Raw genomic sequence first — 20519 nt, forward strand, 5'->3', positions numbered from 1 at the left:
GTGTAATGTCGGTGTCATGCCTTAATCTGGCAATTAAAGTGCCCGACAATTCAACTGGAGCAGGTTCAACTCTCGCAAGGCCACCGAGAACTTGGCGAACTCGTGGGTACTGGTGGTCTTGAAGTCGGCCAACATGTGGGTCCAACGGGACAAGAGTTGCTCATGCTCCGAAATCCAGTCGGCCAGTATGGTAGCGCATTCTCCCTGATCTTTGCACCCTTCCAGTACCACAGAAGTGAGACTGCGTTGCTGCCAGTCAAGATCTTCGCGGAAGGAGGCACGCGCCATCGCCTGCCAGTGGTTGCCGACCGGCTGATGGTTGATCTGGTCGAGGAACCAGTGCAGATCAAGCTTGGCCCCGAGGCGATAGTAAACATTTGCGGCGCGCAGGATATCGGTCTTGTGCTCCGCGGCAATTTGCGCCAGATCCAGGCTGGAGAAGAGGCTGCTCATATGGGCGACCTGACGGGCAATGGCCTCCGGCACCTGTTTCTCCATCCACTTGGCGACAGCCTGACGATGCTCGGCCACTTCGCTCTCATCCATGACCTCGTAGAGGTGCTTCCCTAAGGTTTCGAACGCCGGGCGGAAGAAGGCGATGTTCTCGCTGATACTCCAGCTGCGATTGCGAGCACGCAGGAACCAGCGGGTGGCTCGGCGCACAATGCGGCGGCTGTAGAACATCAGTTCGAGCTGAGTCTGGGCATCCACCAGGTTGTCGCACCCTTCGATATCGCGCCACAGCTGGTTCATGCCAAACACTTCGCGGGCCATGGCAAAGCAGCAGGCCACTTCCGCCACCGAGGCTCCGGTCTCGTCCTTCATCCGGCTGGCGAAGTTGAGCCCCATGTCATTGACCAACATGTTGGCCACCCGGGTAGCGATGATCTCGCCGCGTAGCGGGTGATCGGCCAGCTGTGCACCAAACTGCTGCTGCACCTTGGCCGGGAAGCTGGTGACCAGCATGTTAGCGAGGAAGGGCTCGTCGGTCACTTCCGGGCAGTTGAGCTGCTCTTTCAGCACCATCTTGCCGTAGGCCACCAGCACTGCCAGTTCGGGGCGGGTCAGTCCCTGCCCTGCCGCCATCCGCTCGGAAAGCTCCTCATCGGATGGCAGGAACTCCAGCGCACGATCGAGCTTGCCTTCCCGCTCCAGCCCCTGAATAAAGCGCTGCTGCTCTTTCAGTTGTTCAGAGCCGCGGAAGCTGGTGACCGAGATGGACTGGGACTGGCGATAGGCGTTGGTGATCACGATCTGCGCCACGTCGTCGGTCATCTCATACAGCATCTGGTTACGCTGCTTGAGCGTCAGATCCCCTGCCGCCACCAATTGGTTGAGCAGGATCTTGATGTTCACCTCGTTGTCAGAGCAGTCCACCCCGCCCACGTTGTCGGTAAAATCGGTATTGATGCGACCGCCCTGACTGGCGTACTCCACCCGACCGAGCTGGGTAAAGCCGAGGTTGCCCCCCTCACCCACGATGCGGGCCCGCAGATCGCGACCATTGACCCGCAGAGCATCGTTACTGCGATCGCCCACCTCGGCATCGCTCTCGCGGGCGCTCTTCACATAGGTGCCGATGCCGCCATTCCACAGCAGGTCTACATTGAGGCAAATCAGCGCCTTGATCAGCTCGTTCGGCGCCATGCTGGTCTTGTCGGTGCCGAGCAGGGTCTGCATCTCGGGGCTCAGCTTGATGGACTTGGCCGAGCGCAGGAAGATACCGCCCCCTTGTGATATCAGCTCGCGGTTGTAGTCATCCCAGCTGGAGCCCGGCAGATCGAACAGGCGCTGGCGCTCGACAAAACTCTTGGCCGCATCCGGAGTGGGGTCAACGAAGATGTGCATGTGGTTGAACGCGCCCACCAGCCGGGTGTGCTCGGAGAGCAGCATGCCGTTGCCGAACACGTCGCCCGCCATGTCCCCAATCCCCACGCAAGTGAAGTCGGTGGTCTGGCAGTTGACGCCAATTTCACGGAAGTGACGCTTGACCGACTCCCAGGCGCCGCGGGCGGTGATACCCATCTTCTTGTGGTCGTAACCGACCGAGCCGCCGGAGGCGAATGCATCGCCGAGCCAGTGGCCATATTCGAGGCTTATTTCGTTGGCGATGTCGGAGAATGTGGCTGTGCCCTTGTCGGCAGCGACCACCAGGTAGTAGTCATCCTCATCGTGACGCACCACGGATTTGGGCGGGATCACCTCGCCGCCGATGATATTGTCAGTCACATCGAGCAGACCGCGGATAAACAGGCGATAACAGGCCTTGCCCTCCTCCTGGATAACGGCGCGAGGCGCCCCCACCGGCATCTGTTTGCAGTAGAAACCGCCCTTGGCCCCCACCGGCACAATGACGGTGTTCTTCACCTGCTGGGCTTTCACCAGACCCAGCACTTCGGTGCGGAAGTCCTCTTTGCGATCGGACCAGCGCAGACCGCCACGAGCCACTTTACCCCAGCGCAAATGTACCCCTTCCACCCGCGGCGAGTAGACGAAGATCTCGAATTTCGGCAGCGGCAGTGGCATGTCGGTGATGCTGGACGGCGCCAGTTTGAAGGAGATGTAGGGCTTGATGTTGCCCGCCTTGTCCAGCTGGTAGTAGTTGGTGCGCAGGGTAGCGTCAATCATCTCCACATAGCGGCGGATGATGCGATCGTCATCCAGGTTGGCCACCTGATCCAGCTTGGCGGCCAGCTCCTCGTGCAACTTGGCCTGTACCTTGGCGTCCTGCTTGCCGGCCGGATCGAGGCGCTGTTCGAACAGGGTGAACAGCAATTGGGCAATATCCGGGTAGCGGGTCAGAGTCTCTTCGATATAGGACTGGCTGAAGGAGACGCCAGTCTGGCGCATGTATTTGGCATAGGCGCGCAGCACCGAGACCTGGCGGCCAGTGAGACCAGCCCCCAATACCAGACGGTTGAAGCCGTCATCTTCCAGCTGCTTGTTCCAGATGGCGGCAAACGCCTGCTGGAAGCGCTCCTGGCTCTGGGCCAGATCAAAGGGCTGCTCGCCATGCAGCAGCATGGAGAAGTCGAGGATCCAGAACAGATCGCCCCCCGGAGTGCGTACCTGATACGGGGTCTCGCCGATCACCCGCAGTCCCATGTTTTCCAGCATCGGCAGCACATCGGAGAGGTGAATGGGCTCGGTGCGGTGGAACAGCTTGAGCCGTACCCGACGATCGTTCTCCTCCTCCTGCGCGCGGTAAAACAGCATCCCCAGCGGCTCGGCTTCGCTCAGGTTATCGAGCGCCATGATGTCGGCCACGGCAGAGCCAGGCAGCACATCTTCTTTGTAAGCGCGAGGGAATGCAGTACTGAAACGGCGGCGCAGCTCGTTGCCACGGGCCTCGCCATAGTGGGAAAGCAGCACGGAGTCGAGTCTGTCGTCCCAGCTGCGGGCCGCTTCAATCAGGTTGTTCTGTACTTCGTTCACATCCACATCCACGTTGTTGTTGTTGACCCGCACTATGTAGTGGGTCCGCGCCAGCACGCCTTCGGTGAAGTAGACGTTGAACTCCACCTCTTCATTGCTGCCAAAATATTTCTGCAAAATTTGCTGGGTCTTGACGCGCAGCGCCGTGTTGTAGCGCTCCTTGGTAACATAGACCATGCAGGAGAAGAAACGGCCATAGACATCCCGGCGCACGAACAGCCGCAACATGTCCCGCTCCTGCATCTCCAGCACCCCAAGACCGGTGGCCAGCAGCTCCTCTTCACGGGCCTGGATCAGCTCGTCACGGGGGTAGGTTTCCAATACGTTCAGCAGCGCCTTGTAGGCGTGAGAGCCCTTCTCGTGACCGGAGGCGGCCATGATGCGTTCGAGACGATGGCTGATGAGCGGGATCTGGGTCGCGCTGGTGTTGTAGATGGAAGAGGCGTAGAGACCGATGAAGCGATCTTCCCCGATCACCTTGCCATGCTCGTCAAAGCGCTTGATGCCAATGTAATCCACATAAGCCGGACGGTGCACCCGGGACTTGCTGTTGGATTTGGTGAGGATCAGCAGATCAGAACTCAGAGCGGCGTGACGGGCGCTGGCTGGCATGTTGCCAAGGCGCTGACCCACCTCCTTGATGGAGTTTTTCATCAGCCCCAGGCTGGAGCTCGCCTGCGGCAGGATTTCGTGATCCCCCTCCACCGCCTTGACGTCGTAACGGCGATAGCCCATCAGGGTAAAGTTGTGGGCAGCCACCCATTTGAGGAAAGCAACGCAGGAGGCCACTTCCTCCTTGCTGACCGGGTGCTTGCGCTTGGGAAGTTCGTCGATGATCTCATTGAGCTTGGCTAGCATGGGCTGCCAGTCGCCGACTGCCAGCGCTACTTCACCAGCCACGGAGTTGAGCTCGGCAGCCAGCGCGGCCATCTGCTCCTCGCTGGTGAGGTGATCGATCTCGATAAGGAAGGCCGTTTCAACCGAGGTCTGCCCGTCGGTGTTGTCGAGCGCCAGAATGGCGTCAATCTTGCCATCCGCACCGCGAATGAGGTGCAGCGGTTGGTGCAGCATCATGTGGGCGGTGATATTGAGCCGCTTGAGCGCCATCCGGATGGAGTCCACCAGGAAGGGCGAGTCCTGCAGGATCACCTCGACGATGGTATGGGGCGATTGCCAGCCGTGACGGGTTAGCTCGGGATTGTAGACCCGGATGTAGGGATCGGTACCGCTGCGCTGATTGAGGGCATTCCACAGGCTCAGGGCCGCGCCATAGAGATCGCTGTCATTGCGATCGTGCAGATCGGAGCTCGCCATGTTGCCGTAGAACTTGGCAACGAAGCGCTCGACCAAAGAGGCACTGTTTTTGGGCAACTTCTGATGGATCAGACTGAGAACGTTTTCGAGCAGAACTGAGGTAGGGGCGTCTTTCAATGCCATTTTTATATTCCTTATCGGACGACATTAACCACCGACGCAGAGGCAACCACCCTGGTTACCCGCTGGTGCAGAGTTGTTGCGAAGTGTAATGGCTTGGATAAGGGAAGGCGAGGAAAGGTGCTAACGAGATGTTAAAAACAAGGTGCAGATCACGGCTTAAACTGTGAGAAATTTTGCAAATAACCAAAAATACAGAAATTCCCACTACCTTTGTGCCAGTTTACCGGATAGATAGTGACACAAAGCAGATAAACAGTCGGTAATCTGTTCGATTTTTGTTAATTTATGCGTTCGAGGCTGATAAAGCGGTAATCGTCCTGGGTTTTGAGCCGAAAATAGCCATGCACACCATTGATGGCGACAAAGGGGCGTATTTTTTCTATGCCAAGTTCCAGGGTTAATCCCTGTTCGCTGCGCACCACCAGCCGTCTGGCATGGCCCTGATACATCAGCATCACCTCATCGCTATTCAATGAGAGCCGAAAAGTAAACTGCTTCACGCTTGCTCCTGATCACACGACAAATCACACAATAGGGGCAGGCGCATTCACGCCCCTGCCCCGTCAACACTTACTGCTGTAGTGCCTTGCTGACCTTCTCGAACAGATCCCGTGCCAGCCCCTCAAGGTTGGCAAGACGGGTCAGCTCGGCGCGGATCAGGGCCTTGCGCGCCTCATCCAGTCGCTTGAACTGGATAAGCGGAGTGATGAGACGGGAGGCCACCTGCGGATTCACCTCGTTGAGCTCGATCAGCAGATCGGTCAGGAAGCGGTAACCGCTGCCATCCACCGCATGGAACTGCACCTGATTGCTCATGGCGAAACTGCCGATCAGCGCCCGCAACCGGTTCGGATTGCGAATGCTGAAAGTGGGGTGACTCATCGCCTGTTTCACTTCACTCAGCACATCGGCAGCCGGTTTGCTGCCAATCAGCCGCAGCCAGTTGTCCAGCACCAGTCCATCCTTGGCCCACTTGCCTTCAAAATCGGCCAGCAGCGCAGCGCGGCATGGCAACAGATAGCCGTTGGCCACCTGCAGCGCCGCCAGAGTGTCGGTCATGTTGTCGGCAGTTGCATACTGCTCGCGCACCAGCGCATCGGCATGCTCCGCATCCAGCGCCGCCAGATAGCCGAGCACTACCCCTTTGAGGGCCCGCTTGGCCATGTCAGCATGCACCACCTGATAACCGTTCAGACGCAGACTCTGATAGGTTGCCGCCAAGCGCGCACCAAAGGCCTCGGCAAGACGGGTGTGGATCGCGTCGCGCACCTGATGGATGGCATCGATATCGGCCACCTCGAACAGCTCGGCCAGGGTCGCCTCACCGGGCAGCGCCAGGATCTCCGCCTTGAGGGCCAAATCGAGATCGCTGTCGTCAAGAATGGCGACGAAGGCGGCCAGCAGGGTTTGGGAGAGTTCAACCCCCTGCCCGTGCTGGACCCGCGCCACCCCGTCGATGACCGCCTTGTTGATCAACATCTGGGCCGCATCCCAGCGGGCAAACTCGTTGCGGGCAAAGCGCATCAGGAAGGCGAGCGCTTCGTCGCTGTAGTCATAGTGCAGCTTGACCGGCGCAGAGAAATCCCGAAGCAGAGAAGGAACCGGTTTGACCGGCACCCGATCGAATTCGAAGGTCTGCTCCGCTTCCAGCACGTCGAGCACGTTGCCGATGGCCTTTCCCTGATACTGCAGCGCAATGACGGCACCCCGCTCGTCATAAAGCTCGATGTCGAGGGGAATATGCAGCGGCAGCTTTTGCGGTTGATCCTGAGTCGGCGGGGTGTGCTGGCTCACATGAAGGCGATAGATACCGCTGGCGGCATCATACTCGTCGGTCACGGTCAGCTCGGGGGTGCCGGACTGGCTGTACCAGCGACGGAAACGACCGAGATCGACACCGGAAGCATCCTCCATCGCCTGCACGAAATCATCGCAAGTAGCGGCCGAGCCGTCGTGACGCTCGAAGTAGAGACGCATACCGGCCTGGAAGGCATCTTCCCCCAGCAGGGTGTGCATCATGCGGATCACTTCCGACCCTTTTTCATAAACGGTCAAGGTGTAGAAGTTGTTCATCTCGATCACCACATCCGGGCGGATCGGGTGCGCCATGGGGCCGGCATCTTCGGCAAACTGCGGGCCACGCATGGTACGCACGTTGTTGATGCGGTTGACGCCACGGGAGCCCAGATCGGAGGAGAACTCCTGATCCCGGAATACCGTCAGCCCCTCTTTCAGGCTGAGCTGGAACCAGTCGCGACAGGTGACGCGGTTGCCGGTCCAGTTGTGGAAATATTCGTGACCGATCACCCGCTCGATACCGTGGTAGTCGCTGTCGGTGGCGGTGGCCGGATTGGCCAGCACGAACTTGGAGTTGAAGATGTTGAGCCCCTTGTTCTCCATGGCGCCCATGTTGAAGAAGTCCACCGCGACGATCATGTAGATGTCGAGATCATACTCAAGGCCGAAACGCTGCTCGTCCCAACGCATGGAGTTGATGAGGCTCTCCATGGCAAAACCGGCGCGATCGAGGTTGCCCTTGTCGACGAAGATCTCGAGGGCCACCTTGCGGCCGCTTTTGGTGGTGTAGTGGCTGCGCTCCACATCGAAATCACCGGCCACCAGCGCAAACAGGTAGCTCGGTTTGGGGAAAGGATCCTGCCACTGCACGAAATGCCGGCCTCCATCCAGATCACCGCTATCGACCTTGTTGCCGTTGGAGAGCAGGAAGGGGAACTGAGCTTTGTCGGCGGTAATGCGGGTGCTGTAACGCGCCAGAATGTCGGGGCGGTCCAGATAATAGGTGATGCGGCGAAAGCCCTCCGCTTCGCACTGGGTGCAGTAGGCATCACCTGATTTGTAAAGCCCTTCCAGCGCGGTGTTGGCGGCCGGATCCAGCAGGGTGACGATGGTCAGTACACATTCGGCAGGCAGGTTGAACAGGGTCAGACTGCTCTCGCCTTGCTCGTAGTGGTCACAGGGAATGCCATCAATGGCAACGCTCTTGAGGGTCAGCTGCTCACCATCGAGGACGAGCGGCGCATTGTGCTCGCCGTTGCGACGAATGCGGGTGATGGCGGTGACCTGGGTCAGCGGCTCCTGCAGTTGGAAATCGAGGTCGATGGTGTCGATCCAGTAGAGCGGCGCCTGATAATCCTGGCGATATTTGGCCGTCATGGCCTGGGAGTGATCGGTCATTATTGTCTGCTTCCACGCTTGTTAAAGGCGAGAAAGAGGCTGTCACAACCAACTGGCGGGGTCAAACAATTTGCATTACGTCAGATACGCCAGACAAAAAGAAAGGGCGACCACAGTCGCCCTTGTGCATTACAGGTCGCCTTGTCAGCTGCGTTTGCTGACCTTGGCCAGATCCGCCGTGATATTGGCCGCTTCGATGAGATACTCATCGGGCGCTTCAAAATCAGCGGGCAGTTCATCCAGACTCTTCACCGCCGGCTTGCCAAGACGTGCCAGACGCTCGTTGGTACGTTTGAGCGCTTTCTCATCCTGTTTCGCCTGCTCTGCAACACGCTCCGCCTCATTGAGGGAGACCGACTTCTTGTCTTTCTCCTCCTTGTAGTCGGCGATGTCCTGCATCACATAGGCAAACTCGGGATCCTTGGCGATCCGGGCATCGTGCGCCGCCTGCAACTTGGGCAGTACGCTGGCGAAGTTGCCGAGTTTCTCGTAGTTGGCGGAGGCAATCTTGTCCCACGGCAACGCATTGAACTCACGGCTTTCGCCCGTCTCTTCCGGAGCAACCGGTGTCGGGAAGCTGATATCCGGCGCAACGCCCTTGTTCTGGGTGCTGCCACCGTCGATCCGGTAGAACTTGGCGATGGTGTACTGCACGTGACCGAGCGGCTGCTCGTAGAAGTCATAGACCTTGGCGAGGCTGCGATGCTGCTGCACCGTCCCCTTGCCAAACGAGTTTTCACCCAGAATCAACGCACGGCCATAATCCTGCATGGCGGCAGCGAAGATCTCGGAGGCCGAGGCACTGTAGCGGTCGATCATCACCGACATCGGGCCGCCGTAGTAGACGTTACCATCGTCATCGCCATTGACCGTGATACGGCCCATATGATCACGAATTTGCACCACGGGACCGCTGGCAAAGAAGAGACCGCTGAGGGCGGAAGCTTCGGTCAGGGCGCCGCCGCCGTTACCGCGCAGATCAATGATCAAGCCATCGATCTTCTTCTTGTTCAGGCTGGAGAGCTCCTTGATCACGTCGTCATGCAGATTGACGTAGAAACTCGGGATCTCGATGACGCCAATCTTCTTGCCTTCGGCGTTAATCACCTTGGACTTGGCAGCCCGGTCTTCAAGGCGCACCTTGTCGCGGGTCAGCTCGATCTGCTCGGTCTTGGCAGTTGCGCCCTTGCCGCGCTGGATCTCCAGCTTGACCTTGCTCCCCTTGGGCCCCTTGATGAGCTCGACCACGTCATCAAGACGCCAGCCGATCACATCGACAATCTTGCCATCTTCCTGCCCCACCCCGGTGATCTTGTCATCGGGTTTGAGGTGGTTGGATTTGGCAGCCGGGCCACCGGGCACCAGAGAACGGATGACGGTAAAGTCATCTTCCGCCTGCAACACGGCACCAATCCCCTCGAGCGAGAGGTTCATCTCGGTGTTGAAACGATCGGCACTGCGCGGTGAGAGGTAACTGGTGTGCGGTTCGATGGCGCGAGCGAAGGAGTTCATGAAGAGCTGGAAGACATCCTCACTCTCGGTCTGGGACATCCGCTTGATGGCGTTGTTGTAACGCTTGCCAAGCAGCTCCTTGATCTCGGGCCACTCCTTGCCGCTGAGCTTGAGACTCAGGGCATCGAACTTGACCCGCTGACGCCACAGCTCGTTGAGCTCTGCTTCATCTTTGGGCCAAGCCGCCCCTTCCCGATCAAACACATAGTTGTCGGTCTGGGTAAAATCGAAAGGAGTATCAAGCAGTTTGAGGGCGTATTCGAACCGCTCATAACGCCGCTGCTGACTCAGGTTGAACATCTCGTAGGCGGGAGCCAGACGGCCTCTTTCGAGGTCGGTGTCAAAACCGTTACGGTACTTTTCAAAACGGCTGATATCAGAGGCCAAAAACAGGTTGCGGCTGTAGTCCAGATTCTCCAGATATTTATCGAAAATCACGGAGGAAAAGGCATCGTCCAGCTTGAACTGTTTGTAGTGCGAGCGGGTAAACAGATTGGTAATTCGCTTGCTGGCCGTAGCATGTTGGCTCTCTTGAGCCAACACAGGCAAATCACTCTCCTTGAGCACCGGCTCGATGGCCTGTGCAAGCCCGGCAAGCGCCAGGCTACAGGCAACGAGGGAAAAACGAATTACGCCATGCTTCAACATTTGTCTCCTTAGAGAACCAAGTGCTCTGATTTGACCCGCACCATCATGCCGGTCTGCAGTTGGACCTGTACATCGTCCTTGGTTACTTCCTTGATGGTTGCCGGAACCGGGAATTTACCCATAACGACGCGCACATCCTGGCCCACTTTCAGCGTAGCGGCATCCACTTTAACCAGCGGAGCGTCAGCGACCGGTGCCTTGGCGGCAGCTTTCGGCTTGGCAGCTACATCAGCTTTCTCGGTTTTGCGCACAGCAGGACGACGGGGCTTCTTGGCCTTCTCATCCTTCTCTTTGGTATTGGTACGACGGCTGGCGAATACGCGCTCTTTGCTCTCTTTCAGAGCTTGCTTGGCGTGCTCGATGTGCTCTTCGGTCAGCAGCTCGCCCGGGTTGCCATCCAGATCAACGCGAGCCTGGCCAGCTTTGAGACCGTGCAGGTAGCGCCAGCTGGAGGTGTATTGACGCAGTGCGGAACGCAGCATGGTCTTGGAGACTCTGGCATCGTCAGCAAGACGCTCGGCCAAATCCTGGAAGATGCCAATCTTGAGCGGCTTGGCCTCTCCTTCAGCAACGAAGCAGGCCGGGAATTTCTCGACCAGGTAGGCAACGATCTCTTTACTGTTCTTCAGCTTCTCAGTGTTTTCCATGTATAACCTTGGCTTTCATATAAACGCACGGGCACGTCCCGAGCACAACAAAGGCCCCATTATAGAGAGCTTGGGGCCTTTTGCGAACCATCTAGCAATGACTTAGAGCATGCTTTCCAAAATTTGCACCGTTTCTTCGAGGCCAATCCGGTCTTGCTGGTCGAAACGGTTAAAAATCGGACTGTCGATATCGAGCACCCCGATGATCTCGCCACCACGGCGCACCGGGATCACGATTTCCGAGTTGCTCGCGCCATCGCAAGCGATGTGACCGTCGAACTGGTGGACATCGTCAATGAGCTGGGTTCTCCCCTCTGCCACTGCCGTACCACACACCCCGCGGCCGACCGGGATCCGCACGCAGGCCGGTTTGCCCTGAAATGGCCCCAATACCAGGGTCTCGCCCTGCAACAGATAAAAACCGACCCAGTTGATCTCCTCCAGCTCCTGATTAAGCAGTGCGGAGAGGTTGGCCAGATTGGCAATAAGATCGGTTTCCCCCTCCAGCAGCGCCTTGGCCTGCTGGTTGAGGGTGCGATAAAATGGTTGTTTTTCAATCATGATTAAATGAACTTCACTCCCTGATGGTTTGGGGAAGGTAACGCCTGGCCGGGAAATTTCAAATATTTTTTCCACTCCCCGCTCCTTGCGCCGTTATTCCCGGGCAACGGAAAGCGCCAATTGCTGGCGTTGACCATTACTCCACTCGATATTTAACAACCAGATCATGACGGGTGATGTACAACTCCCCACCTGGGTTACCCCCTGCCACTGTCCGTCTATTTCTTCAAAGCTCACCGGAATGGTGCCCATAAACATATCTTTGCCTTCGAGTGTCGCTTTCACCGGTTTGATGGCCGGATCGCCGCCGGTAATAGCGATGGCAAAGTCATGTTCGGCGCGCAGCGGTAATTCCTTGATGGCGACCGTCAGCGACTTGTCACCAATCAGCGCGCTGCAAGGGGTGTGGGAAAGATCACAAATCTGATCTTTTTTCTGGTCAGCAGAGACGCTGTTATCGGCCGAAAACCAGGTGCGATAAGCCATCAGCGCCAATAACAGCGCCAATACCAGTACGAGGTGCAAAACTTTACGTGCGGTAAGTCTCTCTTTCATCAAAAACAGCCCGATTAAGATGCAATTAAAATAGTTTTTTGTGATCTCGAACAAGGTAAAAAACTGCCATATCGAGACCGGACGGAGCCAAATATATCACTGTTTATACTGTTATTTTACCTGTCACTTCAGTATCATTCCCATGCAGTTTTCATTTAGCCATCTTTTGCTTTTCCTTTCGTTAACAGATGTTAACAACTGGTCGGCGGTGGCTGATGAAGCCAGTCCGGTCCTCCGGATACAAAACCAAACAACAGCAGCATCGGAAGCGGAATATAACGATGAGCCATACAACTAACCATCCTGAGTACAACTACACCGTTGTTCGCCAGTTTACCGTCATGACGATTGTCTGGGGAATTGTCGGCATGTCGGTTGGCGTACTGATCGCAGCCCAGTTGATCTGGCCTGCCCTCAACTTCGAGACCCCGTGGCTGACTTACAGTCGTCTGCGGCCCCTCCATACCAACGCAGTGATCTTCGCCTTCGGCGTCAGTGCACTGATGGCCACCTCGTTTTACGTGGTGCAGCGCACCTGTCAAACCAGACTGTTTGGTGGCCCGCTGGCTACTTTCGTCTTCTGGGGCTGGCAAGCAATCATTCTCTCTGCCGCCATCTCTCTGCCGCTGGGTTACACCTCCGCCAAAGAGTATGCCGAGCTGGAGTGGCCGATTGATATCGCCATCACTGTGGTATGGGTCGCCTATGCCATCGTCTTCTTCGGCACCCTGATGAAGCGCACCACCTCCCACATCTATGTGGCGAACTGGTTCTTCGGCGCCTTCATCATCACCGTTGCGGTGCTGCACATTGTCAACAACATGGAAGTGCCGCTCTCCGGCATGAAGTCCTACTCCATGTACTCCGGCGCCATGGACGCCATGGTGCAGTGGTGGTATGGCCACAACGCGGTAGGCTTCCTGCTGACCGCCGGTTTTCTGGGGATGATGTACTACTTCGTGCCCAAGCAGGCCGGTCGTCCGGTTTACTCCTATCGCCTCTCCATCGTGCACTTCTGGGCGCTGATCTCCCTCTATATCTGGGCCGGTCCGCACCACCTGCACTACACCGCACTGCCTGACTGGGCACAGTCCCTCGGCATGGTGATGTCCCTGATCCTGTTCGTACCTTCCTGGGGCGGCATGATCAACGGCATCATGACCCTCTCCGGTGCCTGGCACAAACTGCGTTATGACCCCATCCTGCGCTTCCTGATCGTCTCCCTATCTTTCTACGGCATGTCGACCTTCGAAGGCCCGATGATGGCGATCAAAACCGTCAACGCCCTCTCCCACTACACCGACTGGACCGTTGGTCACGTTCACTCCGGTGCGCTGGGTTGGGTTGCCATGGTCTCCATCGGTGCGGTCTATCACCTGATCCCGAACCTGTTCGGCCAGGGCCGGATGTACAGCGTCAAGCTGATCAACGTTCACTTCTGGCTGGCGACCGTGGGCACCGTGCTCTACATCGTTGCCATGTGGATTTCCGGCGTGATGCAGGGCCTGATGTGGCGTGCAGTCAACGAAGACGGCACCCTGACCTACAGCTTCGTTGAAGCGCTGCAGGCATCCTATCCCTTCTATTTCGTGCGCTTCCTGGGTGGCTGCTTCTTCGTCACCGGCATGTTGCTGATGGCTTACAACGCCTATCGCACCATCACTGCGCCCAAAGGTTCTCTGGAACCTGTCGCCCAGCCAGCATGATTGAAGAGGTCAACCCATGAGCAACAATAACCGTCACGAAATATTTGAAAAAAGCGTTCCCATGCTGGTGGTCGGCATCATCTTCGCCATCAGTCTGGGGGGCCTGGTTGAAATCACTCCGCTGTTCTTCCAAAAGCAAACCACCGAGCCGGTGGAGGGCCTCAAGCCCTACACCGCTCTGCAGATGGAAGGACGCGACATCTTCATTCGCGAAGGCTGCACCAACTGCCACAGCCAGATGATCCGTCCGTTCCGTGCCGAAACCGAGCGTTACGGTCACTACTCGGTCGCCGGTGAGAGCGTCTGGGAACACCCCTTCCTGTGGGGTTCCAAGCGTACAGGTCCGGATCTGGCCCGTGTCGGTGGCCGGTACTCCGACGAGTGGCACAAGGTTCACCTGATCAACCCGCGCGATGTGGTACCGGAATCCAACATGCCCGCCTATCCCTGGCTTGATACCAATGTGCTGACTGGCGAGATGACCGGCAAAAAACTGGCGCTGTTCCGCGATCACTTCGGTGTGCCCTATACCGACGCCGATATTCAGGGTGCTGGCGAAGCCGTCAAGGGCAAAACCGAGCTGGATGCGCTGGTGGCCTATCTGCAATCACTGGGTCATGCCCTGAAATAAGGAGGCGAAAATGGACTACGGCACATTTCGCGGTCTGTATACCTTGCTGTTGATGGCCATCATGATTGGCATCATCGTCTGGGCCTACAGCAAACGCCGCAAGACCTCTTTCGACGAGGCTGCCAATTTGGTTTTTGCCGATGATGAGCAACCCGGTGCTGATAAAAAGAACGCAGGAGCGAAACAATAATGAGCACTCTGTTTAGCATTTTTGTGACTGTCATCAGTCTGGGAACCATCCTCGGCTGCTTCTTGCTGCTGATGTGGTGCCGCAAGGACAAGATGGGTGTTGAAGAAGGCAAATCGATGGGTCACTCCTTCGATGGCATCGAGGAGATCAACAACCCGCTGCCGAAGTGGTGGACTTACATGTTCCTCTTCTTCATCGTCACCGGTCTGGTTTATTTGATCGCCTTCCCGGGGCTTGGCAACTTCAAAGGCCTGCTGGGCTGGCAAAGTTCCAACCAGGACGTGCGCTCGCTGGCCGAGTCCAAAGCTGCAACCGAATCGGCCAAGGCTGAAGGTCGCGCGGTGGAGTATGACCGTGAGGTCGCCAAGGCTGACGAGATCTACGGCGCCAAGTTCCGTGAACTCACCTACGAAGCGGATGGCAAAACCTATCGTGCCATCACCGAGATCGCCAAGGATCCGGAAGCCCTGAAAGTGGGTCAGCGTCTGTTCCTGCAGAACTGCTCCCAGTGCCACGGCTCTGACGCCCGCGGTGGTCGCGGTTTCCCGAACCTGACCGACAGCGAATGGCAATGGGGCGGCCAGCCTGATCAAATCAAGACCACCATCATGGGCGGTCGTCAGGGGATCATGGCTGCCTGGGGTGAAATCCTCGGCAAAGATGGCGTTCAGGAAGTGGCCTCCTATGTGCTGAGCCTCTCCGGTCGCAAGGTCGACCTGGTGGAAGCGAAGAAAGGTGAAGCACGCTTTGCCATCTGCGCTGCCTGCCACGGGGCCGATGCCAAGGGCGGTGTTGCCGTCGGTGCGCCAGATCTGACCAACAACACCTGGCTCTACGGTGGCTCCCGCGAAGTGGTGGTACAAACCATCACCCACGGTCGTCACGGTGTGATGCCAGCCTGGAAAGACATTCTGGGTGAGGACAAGGTTCACCTGCTGGCCTCCTACGTTTACAGCCTGTCTCATCAACAGTCTGCCAAATAAGGTTCGCCCGTAACGTTGTAACATGTGATAAACACGTGATTACACAGCAAAAAGCCTCGACTCCTCGAGGCTTTTTGTTATCTTGTGTTGCGTAAAAACCATCTTCCACGTTAATCATTCGTTTCATGGCAGTAGCAATCATGACCCAACCTCTATCCAAACCGTGGTATCGCCAATTCTGGCCCTGGTTTATCATCGCCCTCCCCACTGCCGCCGTTGTCGGCAGCATCGCCACCGCCATCATCGCCAGCAAGGATGGGGTCAATCTGGTGGCCGAGGACTATTACAAACAAGGGAAAGAGATCAATCAGGACTTGAGCAAGTTTGACCGCTCCGAAGCACTCAATATCCGCTTTGTGCTGGAGGTTGACGGCAACGAGCTGACCCTCAAACCCATCAGCGGTGACATTCCTGCCGGGCAAGCTCTCTATCTCTCATTGTTCCACCCGACCTTGGCCGGTCAGGACAGCGAACACATGATCACCGCCGATGCGAGCGGCACCTATCGCCTCCATTTCGACAAGCCGCTGGTCGGCAAGTGGCACATTCGGGTCGATGCTTTCGATCACGAGTGGCGATTGCAAGAGACCGTCCAGTTGCCCACCCTGGCCCCTGTCGAACTCGACCCGAAAGGACGCTAAGCCATGACCGGCTGTTCTCACTGTGGCGAGCCGGTGTTCGCCAGCGCCCCTGCAGCTTGCATTCTGCATTCAGGGGGGCATAACGCATGACCCCCTGCTTTCACTGTGGCGAGCCGGTACCCGCTAATAGTGGCTATTCCCTCGAGATAAAGGGGATTGTTCGCCCCATGTGCTGCCCCGGTTGTCAGGCGGTGGCAGAAACCATCATGGAGTGCGGCCTCGCCAGTTACTACGATCACCGCACCGCTCCTGGCACCAAGGGCGATCTGGTGCCCGAAGAGCTGGCCGCCCTCACCCACTACGATCTGGCAGAAGTGCAACAGGAGTTTGTCACCGACAGCGGTACCCTTCGCGAAATCCAGCTGACAGTTGAAGGGCTCACCTGCGCCGCCTGTGCCTGGCTTATCGAACGCCACCTGATGACCCTTGGCGGCTTGCGCTACATCAACGTCAACACCACCACCCACCGGGCCCGCATCAAGTGGGATCCGGACCAACTCTCCCTGAGTGACATCCTCAAGGGATTTGCCCAGATCGGCTATCGGGCCTACCCGTTCCAGACCCATCAACAGGAGGCGCTCTACGCCAAAGAGGTGCGCAGCTATATGTTCCGGCTGGCTCTGGCGGGGCTGGGCTCAATGCAGGTGATGATGTGCGCCGTGGCTCTCTACATGGATCTCTTCATCAGCGTTGAAGATGAGTTCATGGTCTACTTCAAGTGGATAAGCCTGCTGCTCTCCACCCCCATCATGATCTACTCGGCCCAGCCCTTTTACGTGGGGGCCTGGCGCAGCCTAAAGCAGGGTCACCTGTCGATGGATGTGTCGGTGTCGCTGGCGCTGATCGGGGCTTTTATCGCCTCCATGTGGGCCACCGTGTTCAATACCGGTGAGGTCTATTACGACTCCATCACCATGTTCGTCTTCTTCCTGCTGCTGGGGCGCTTTCTCGAGTTGCGGGCCCGGCGCAAGGCGTCGGAGTCGAGCTCCAACCTGGCGCGACTGGTGCCCATCATGGCGACCCGCATCGATGAGGAAGGGGAACATGAGGTAGCGGCCAAGACCTTGCAGGTCGGCGATCGGGTACGGGTGCTGGCTGGCGCCACCTTGCCGGCGGATGGCATCATTGTCGAAGGGCAAGCCAGCCTCAACGAATCCATGCTGACCGGTGAACAGCTGCCCCTGCTCAAACAGCGCGGTGATCAGGTCTATGCCGGCACCATCAACACGGATGCCCCGCTGCAGATCCGGGTCAGCCACCGTATCGAAGAGTCGCGGATCGCCCAGATCATGCGGCTGCAGGATCACGCCCTCGATGATAAACCGGCCATCGCCCAGATGGCGGATCAGCTGTCACGCCACTTTATTCTGGTGCTGCTGATCATTGCCGCCGCGGTCTGGACCTTCTGGCACTTCCATCAACCGGATCAGGCGTTCTGGGTCACCCTCGCCGTGCTGGTTGCCACCTGCCCCTGTGCCCTGTCGCTGGCCACCCCGACGGCGCTGACCTCGGCCACCGCCAATCTGACCCGCAACGGCATTCTGCTGCGCCGTGGTCATGTGCTGGACGTGCTGACCAAGGCCAACCGGATCGTGATGGACAAGACTGGCACCCTGACCACAGGTGAGATCAGTCTGACCGGCACCACCACCTTGGCAGAGATGGACGAGGCGCACTGCCTCGCCATCGCCCGGGCCATGGAGGCGCAATCCGAACACCCCATTGCCCGCGCCTTCCGACTGCCCGCCGACAGCATCGCCGTGTTGCCATCCGTTCGCGAGATCACCCCGGTCATCGGTCACGGCATCACAGCTCTGGTGGATGGCGTACGCTACCGCATCGGCAGTGCCCGCTGGCTTGGGCTGGATCCGGCGCAAGAACGCGGCCGCGGTCTGGCTATCTATCTGGCTGACGAGCAGCAGGTCTTGGCTCGCTTCAATCTGGAAGATACCCTGCGCCCCGATGCCAGGGCGCTGATCGCGGCATTCAAGGCAGCCGGTCTGCAAACTACCGTACTGACTGGCGACAGCTCTTTGCAGGCAGACGAGATTGCCCGCGAGCTGGGCGTGGATGAGCTGGTCAAGGGGGTCTCGCCCGATGGCAAGCTGTCCTACCTCAAGACCCGGGAAGCCCAAGGGGATATCAGCATCATGGTGGGCGATGGCATCAACGACGCGCCGGTACTGGCCGGGGCGCACGCCTCGTTTGCCATGGCTGGTGGTACCGATCTGGCGAAAAACAGCGCCGACGCCATCCTGCTGGCCGATGACCTGAGCCGACTGCTCGAGGCCAGAGTGCTGGCAATGCGTACCCGCAAGATCATCATCGAGAACTTCGCCTGGTCCATCGGTTACAACCTGCTGGTGCTGCCGCTGGCGGCCTGCGGCTGGCTGCCCCCCTATCTGGCGGCGGCGGGCATGTCGCTCAGTTCACTCATCGTGGTAACCAACTCCATGCGCCTCAACCAATGAGACCGGTGGCGAAAAATAGCTGAAAATGTGGCCTGCCTCCGATGCAGGCCACATTTCTCACTGATAGCGGCTGGCCCCCTGCCCGAACAGAGTTACCATAGGGGACGCTTGCCAAGGATGAACGCCAAGGTACCTCCCATGAATATAATTTTTGTCCTGATCCCCATCGCCATCCTATTTGTGATCATCGCCGGGGTCGTCTTCTTCTGGGCCATTCGCTCCGAGCAGTTTGAAGATCTCGACCGGCAGGGTTCCAACATCCTGTTTGACGAAGAGCAACCCACCCACAAACCCGCAAAGCCTGCTGACAATGACCCACAACCTTGACCTGGCCGGCGCCCTGCTGGTCGGACTGGCAGGCTCTGCCCACTGTATCGGCATGTGCGGGGGTGTCTCTGCCGCGCTCTCCATGGCGATCCCCGCCAACAAACAGCATTTTTGGGGGCGACTCGCCTATCTGCTCAACTACAACCTCGGCCGGATCCTGAGCTATGTGATTGCAGGTGCACTGGTGGGCGGCCTGCTCGCCACCACCAGCGAGCTGGGGGCTGGCAAACACGCCATCGCCGGATTGCGCTTGGTGGCTGCGCTATTGATGATTGCACTTGGCCTTTATCTGGCGGGCTGGTGGCAAGGGATCTTGCTGCTGGAGCGGCTCGGCGCCAGACTTTGGCCCCGTATCAAACCGCTGGCGGGCAAATTTATCCCCTTCACCTCACCTGTGCAGGCACTGCCCTTTGGCATGGTGTGGGGTTGGCTGCCCTGCGGGCTGGTCTACTCCATGCTGACCTGGAGCGCGGCGGCGGGTTCGGCCGGCGGCGGGGCGCTCATCATGCTCTTTTTTGGTCTCGGCACCCTGCCCACCTTGTTTGCGTTGGGCGGGCTCGCCGATCGCCTGAGATACTGGCTCACTCTGCGCAGTTTGCGCCTTGGCGGTGCCCTGCTGCTCATTTTGTTCGGGGTACATACCTTCTGGATTGGCATTGCTTCCTTTTGAAACCCTATCCAAAACGGATGAGTTGATGGTAAACTTGTTTGATATAAATCAATTATTCGTATGAGCCTATGATCCCGGAAAAGAAACCTGGCAGACGTATCCAGAGCGGTGGCTGTGCAATTCATTGCCAGGATTGCAGCATCAGTCAGCTCTGTATTCCCTTCACTCTGAACGACAACGAGCTTGATCAGCTGGACAGCATCATCGAGCGCAAGAAGCCGATCCAGAAGGGTGAAGAGCTGTTCAAGGCTGGCGATGAGTTCAAATCGCTCTATGCCATCCGTTCCGGGACCATCAAGTCTTACACCATCACCGAGCAAGGGGATGAGCAGATCACCGCGTTCCACCTCGCTGGCGATCTGGTCGGTTTTGATGCCATCCACAAACAAGCACACCCCTCCTTCGCCCAGGCGCTGGAAACCGCCATGGTGTGCGAGATCCCCTTTGAAGTGCTGGATGATCTCTCCGGCAAGATGCCCAAGCTGCGCCAGCAGATCATGCGTCTGATGAGCAACGAAATCATGGGCGATCAGGAGATGATCCTGCTGCTCTCCAAGAAGAATGCCGAAGAGCGCCTCGCCGCCTTCCTGCACAATCTGTCGGTACGCTTCTCCGAACGCGGCTTCTCCGCCAAGGAGTTCCGTCTATCCATGACCCGTGGTGACATTGGCAACTATCTGGGGCTGACCGTTGAGACCATTAGTCGTCTGCTCGGCCGTTTCCAGAAGTCCGGTCTCATCAGCGTTAAAGGCAAATACATTACCGTACTGGATCAGGTCGCGCTGGGCATGATGGCCGGTGCAACTCGCCCGCCCTGCGGCTGATTTTTCCGCTTACCCTCTCACTTTTTTCCTGCTTTCCCTGCCGGATCCTTTCCTCTGGAATGTGATCCGGTACGTTCCCCATACCC

The 20519-nt window shown here is 57.9% G+C and carries 16 protein-coding genes; 9 read left to right on the forward strand and 7 right to left on the reverse strand.

Features of this window, described 5'->3' with window-relative positions; translation table 11 throughout:
- Positions 1-33: 33 nt before the first annotated feature.
- From G5182_RS13650 to G5182_RS13680, 7 genes are all read right to left on the reverse strand, one after another.
- A complete protein-coding gene (locus G5182_RS13650; RefSeq protein ID WP_227342899.1) occupies positions 34-4872 on the reverse strand; it encodes an NAD-glutamate dehydrogenase in 4839 nt (1612 codons plus the stop codon).
- 278 nt (positions 4873-5150) lie between these two features.
- Positions 5151-5372, reverse strand: coding sequence for a DUF2835 family protein (locus G5182_RS13655; RefSeq protein ID WP_005351919.1), 222 nt, complete (start codon positions 5370-5372; stop codon positions 5151-5153).
- Positions 5373-5442: 70 nt separating this feature from the next.
- The gene (pepN, locus tag G5182_RS13660; protein WP_421254441.1) at positions 5443-8067 is read right to left on the reverse strand and encodes an aminopeptidase N; all 2625 of its coding nucleotides are present in this window, start codon (positions 8065-8067) and stop codon (positions 5443-5445) included.
- A 144-nt stretch (positions 8068-8211) separates the two neighbouring features.
- Positions 8212-10227 carry a carboxy terminal-processing peptidase gene (gene prc / locus G5182_RS13665; protein WP_005351922.1) on the reverse strand — a complete coding sequence of 672 codons (2016 nt, stop codon included), beginning with the start codon at positions 10225-10227 and terminating at the stop codon, positions 8212-8214.
- Between the two features lie 8 nt (positions 10228-10235).
- Positions 10236-10874 carry an RNA chaperone ProQ gene (gene proQ / locus G5182_RS13670; protein WP_005351923.1) on the reverse strand — a complete coding sequence of 213 codons (639 nt, stop codon included), beginning with the start codon at positions 10872-10874 and terminating at the stop codon, positions 10236-10238.
- 102 nt (positions 10875-10976) lie between these two features.
- Complete coding sequence (locus G5182_RS13675) at positions 10977-11435, reverse strand: GAF domain-containing protein (RefSeq protein ID WP_005336610.1); 459 nt, start codon at positions 11433-11435, stop codon at positions 10977-10979.
- 93 nt (positions 11436-11528) lie between these two features.
- Entirely contained in the window at positions 11529-11990 is a 462-nt protein-coding gene (locus tag G5182_RS13680) for a hypothetical protein (protein ID WP_216953567.1), read from the reverse strand.
- 281 nt (positions 11991-12271) lie between these two features.
- On the opposite strand from G5182_RS13680, the gene ccoN reads away from it, so the two are divergent.
- From ccoN to G5182_RS13725, 9 genes are all read left to right on the forward strand, one after another.
- Positions 12272-13696, forward strand: coding sequence for a cytochrome-c oxidase, cbb3-type subunit I (gene ccoN / locus G5182_RS13685; RefSeq protein WP_005336616.1), 1425 nt, complete (start codon positions 12272-12274; stop codon positions 13694-13696).
- A 16-nt stretch (positions 13697-13712) separates the two neighbouring features.
- Entirely contained in the window at positions 13713-14327 is a 615-nt protein-coding gene (gene ccoO, locus G5182_RS13690) for a cytochrome-c oxidase, cbb3-type subunit II (RefSeq protein WP_021230095.1), read from the forward strand.
- 10 nt (positions 14328-14337) lie between these two features.
- A complete protein-coding gene (locus tag G5182_RS13695; RefSeq protein ID WP_005336620.1) occupies positions 14338-14517 on the forward strand; it encodes a CcoQ/FixQ family Cbb3-type cytochrome c oxidase assembly chaperone in 180 nt (59 codons plus the stop codon).
- A complete protein-coding gene (ccoP, locus tag G5182_RS13700) occupies positions 14517-15500 on the forward strand; it encodes a cytochrome-c oxidase, cbb3-type subunit III (RefSeq protein ID WP_019446377.1) in 984 nt (327 codons plus the stop codon). The genes G5182_RS13695 and ccoP overlap by 1 nt, the downstream gene beginning before the upstream one ends.
- Positions 15501-15640: 140 nt before the next feature.
- Complete coding sequence (locus G5182_RS13705) at positions 15641-16141, forward strand: FixH family protein (protein ID WP_227342891.1); 501 nt, start codon at positions 15641-15643, stop codon at positions 16139-16141.
- 86 nt (positions 16142-16227) lie between these two features.
- A complete protein-coding gene (locus G5182_RS13710; RefSeq protein WP_227342889.1) occupies positions 16228-18612 on the forward strand; it encodes a heavy metal translocating P-type ATPase in 2385 nt (794 codons plus the stop codon).
- A 138-nt stretch (positions 18613-18750) separates the two neighbouring features.
- Positions 18751-18939 carry a cbb3-type cytochrome oxidase assembly protein CcoS gene (ccoS, locus tag G5182_RS13715; protein WP_033138318.1) on the forward strand — a complete coding sequence of 63 codons (189 nt, stop codon included), beginning with the start codon at positions 18751-18753 and terminating at the stop codon, positions 18937-18939.
- Complete coding sequence (locus G5182_RS13720) at positions 18923-19609, forward strand: sulfite exporter TauE/SafE family protein (protein ID WP_108613359.1); 687 nt, start codon at positions 18923-18925, stop codon at positions 19607-19609. The genes ccoS and G5182_RS13720 overlap by 17 nt, the downstream gene beginning before the upstream one ends.
- A gap of 68 nt (positions 19610-19677) precedes the next feature.
- Complete coding sequence (locus tag G5182_RS13725; RefSeq protein ID WP_005336632.1) at positions 19678-20433, forward strand: FNR family transcription factor; 756 nt, start codon at positions 19678-19680, stop codon at positions 20431-20433.
- Positions 20434-20519 lie beyond the last annotated feature (86 nt).

Source organism: Aeromonas sp. 600948, assembly GCF_049174875.1.
GTDB lineage: Bacteria > Pseudomonadota > Gammaproteobacteria > Enterobacterales > Aeromonadaceae > Aeromonas > Aeromonas veronii_A.

Coding starts and splice junctions, on each gene's coding strand:
- G5182_RS13650 (WP_227342899.1), bottom strand. CDS start 4,872: ATGGCATTGAAAGACGCCCCTACCTCAGTTCTGCTCGAAAACGTTCTC.
- pepN (WP_421254441.1), bottom strand. CDS start 8,067: ATGACCGATCACTCCCAGGCCATGACGGCCAAATATCGCCAGGATTAT.
- prc (WP_005351922.1), bottom strand. CDS start 10,227: ATGTTGAAGCATGGCGTAATTCGTTTTTCCCTCGTTGCCTGTAGCCTG.
- proQ (WP_005351923.1), bottom strand. CDS start 10,874: ATGGAAAACACTGAGAAGCTGAAGAACAGTAAAGAGATCGTTGCCTAC.
- G5182_RS13675 (WP_005336610.1), bottom strand. CDS start 11,435: ATGATTGAAAAACAACCATTTTATCGCACCCTCAACCAGCAGGCCAAG.
- G5182_RS13680 (WP_216953567.1), bottom strand. CDS start 11,990: ATGAAAGAGAGACTTACCGCACGTAAAGTTTTGCACCTCGTACTGGTA.
- ccoN (WP_005336616.1), top strand. CDS start 12,272: ATGAGCCATACAACTAACCATCCTGAGTACAACTACACCGTTGTTCGC.
- ccoO (WP_021230095.1), top strand. CDS start 13,713: ATGAGCAACAATAACCGTCACGAAATATTTGAAAAAAGCGTTCCCATG.
- G5182_RS13695 (WP_005336620.1), top strand. CDS start 14,338: ATGGACTACGGCACATTTCGCGGTCTGTATACCTTGCTGTTGATGGCC.
- ccoP (WP_019446377.1), top strand. CDS start 14,517: ATGAGCACTCTGTTTAGCATTTTTGTGACTGTCATCAGTCTGGGAACC.
- G5182_RS13705 (WP_227342891.1), top strand. CDS start 15,641: ATGACCCAACCTCTATCCAAACCGTGGTATCGCCAATTCTGGCCCTGG.
- G5182_RS13710 (WP_227342889.1), top strand. CDS start 16,228: ATGACCCCCTGCTTTCACTGTGGCGAGCCGGTACCCGCTAATAGTGGC.
- ccoS (WP_033138318.1), top strand. CDS start 18,751: ATGAATATAATTTTTGTCCTGATCCCCATCGCCATCCTATTTGTGATC.
- G5182_RS13720 (WP_108613359.1), top strand. CDS start 18,923: ATGACCCACAACCTTGACCTGGCCGGCGCCCTGCTGGTCGGACTGGCA.
- G5182_RS13725 (WP_005336632.1), top strand. CDS start 19,678: ATGATCCCGGAAAAGAAACCTGGCAGACGTATCCAGAGCGGTGGCTGT.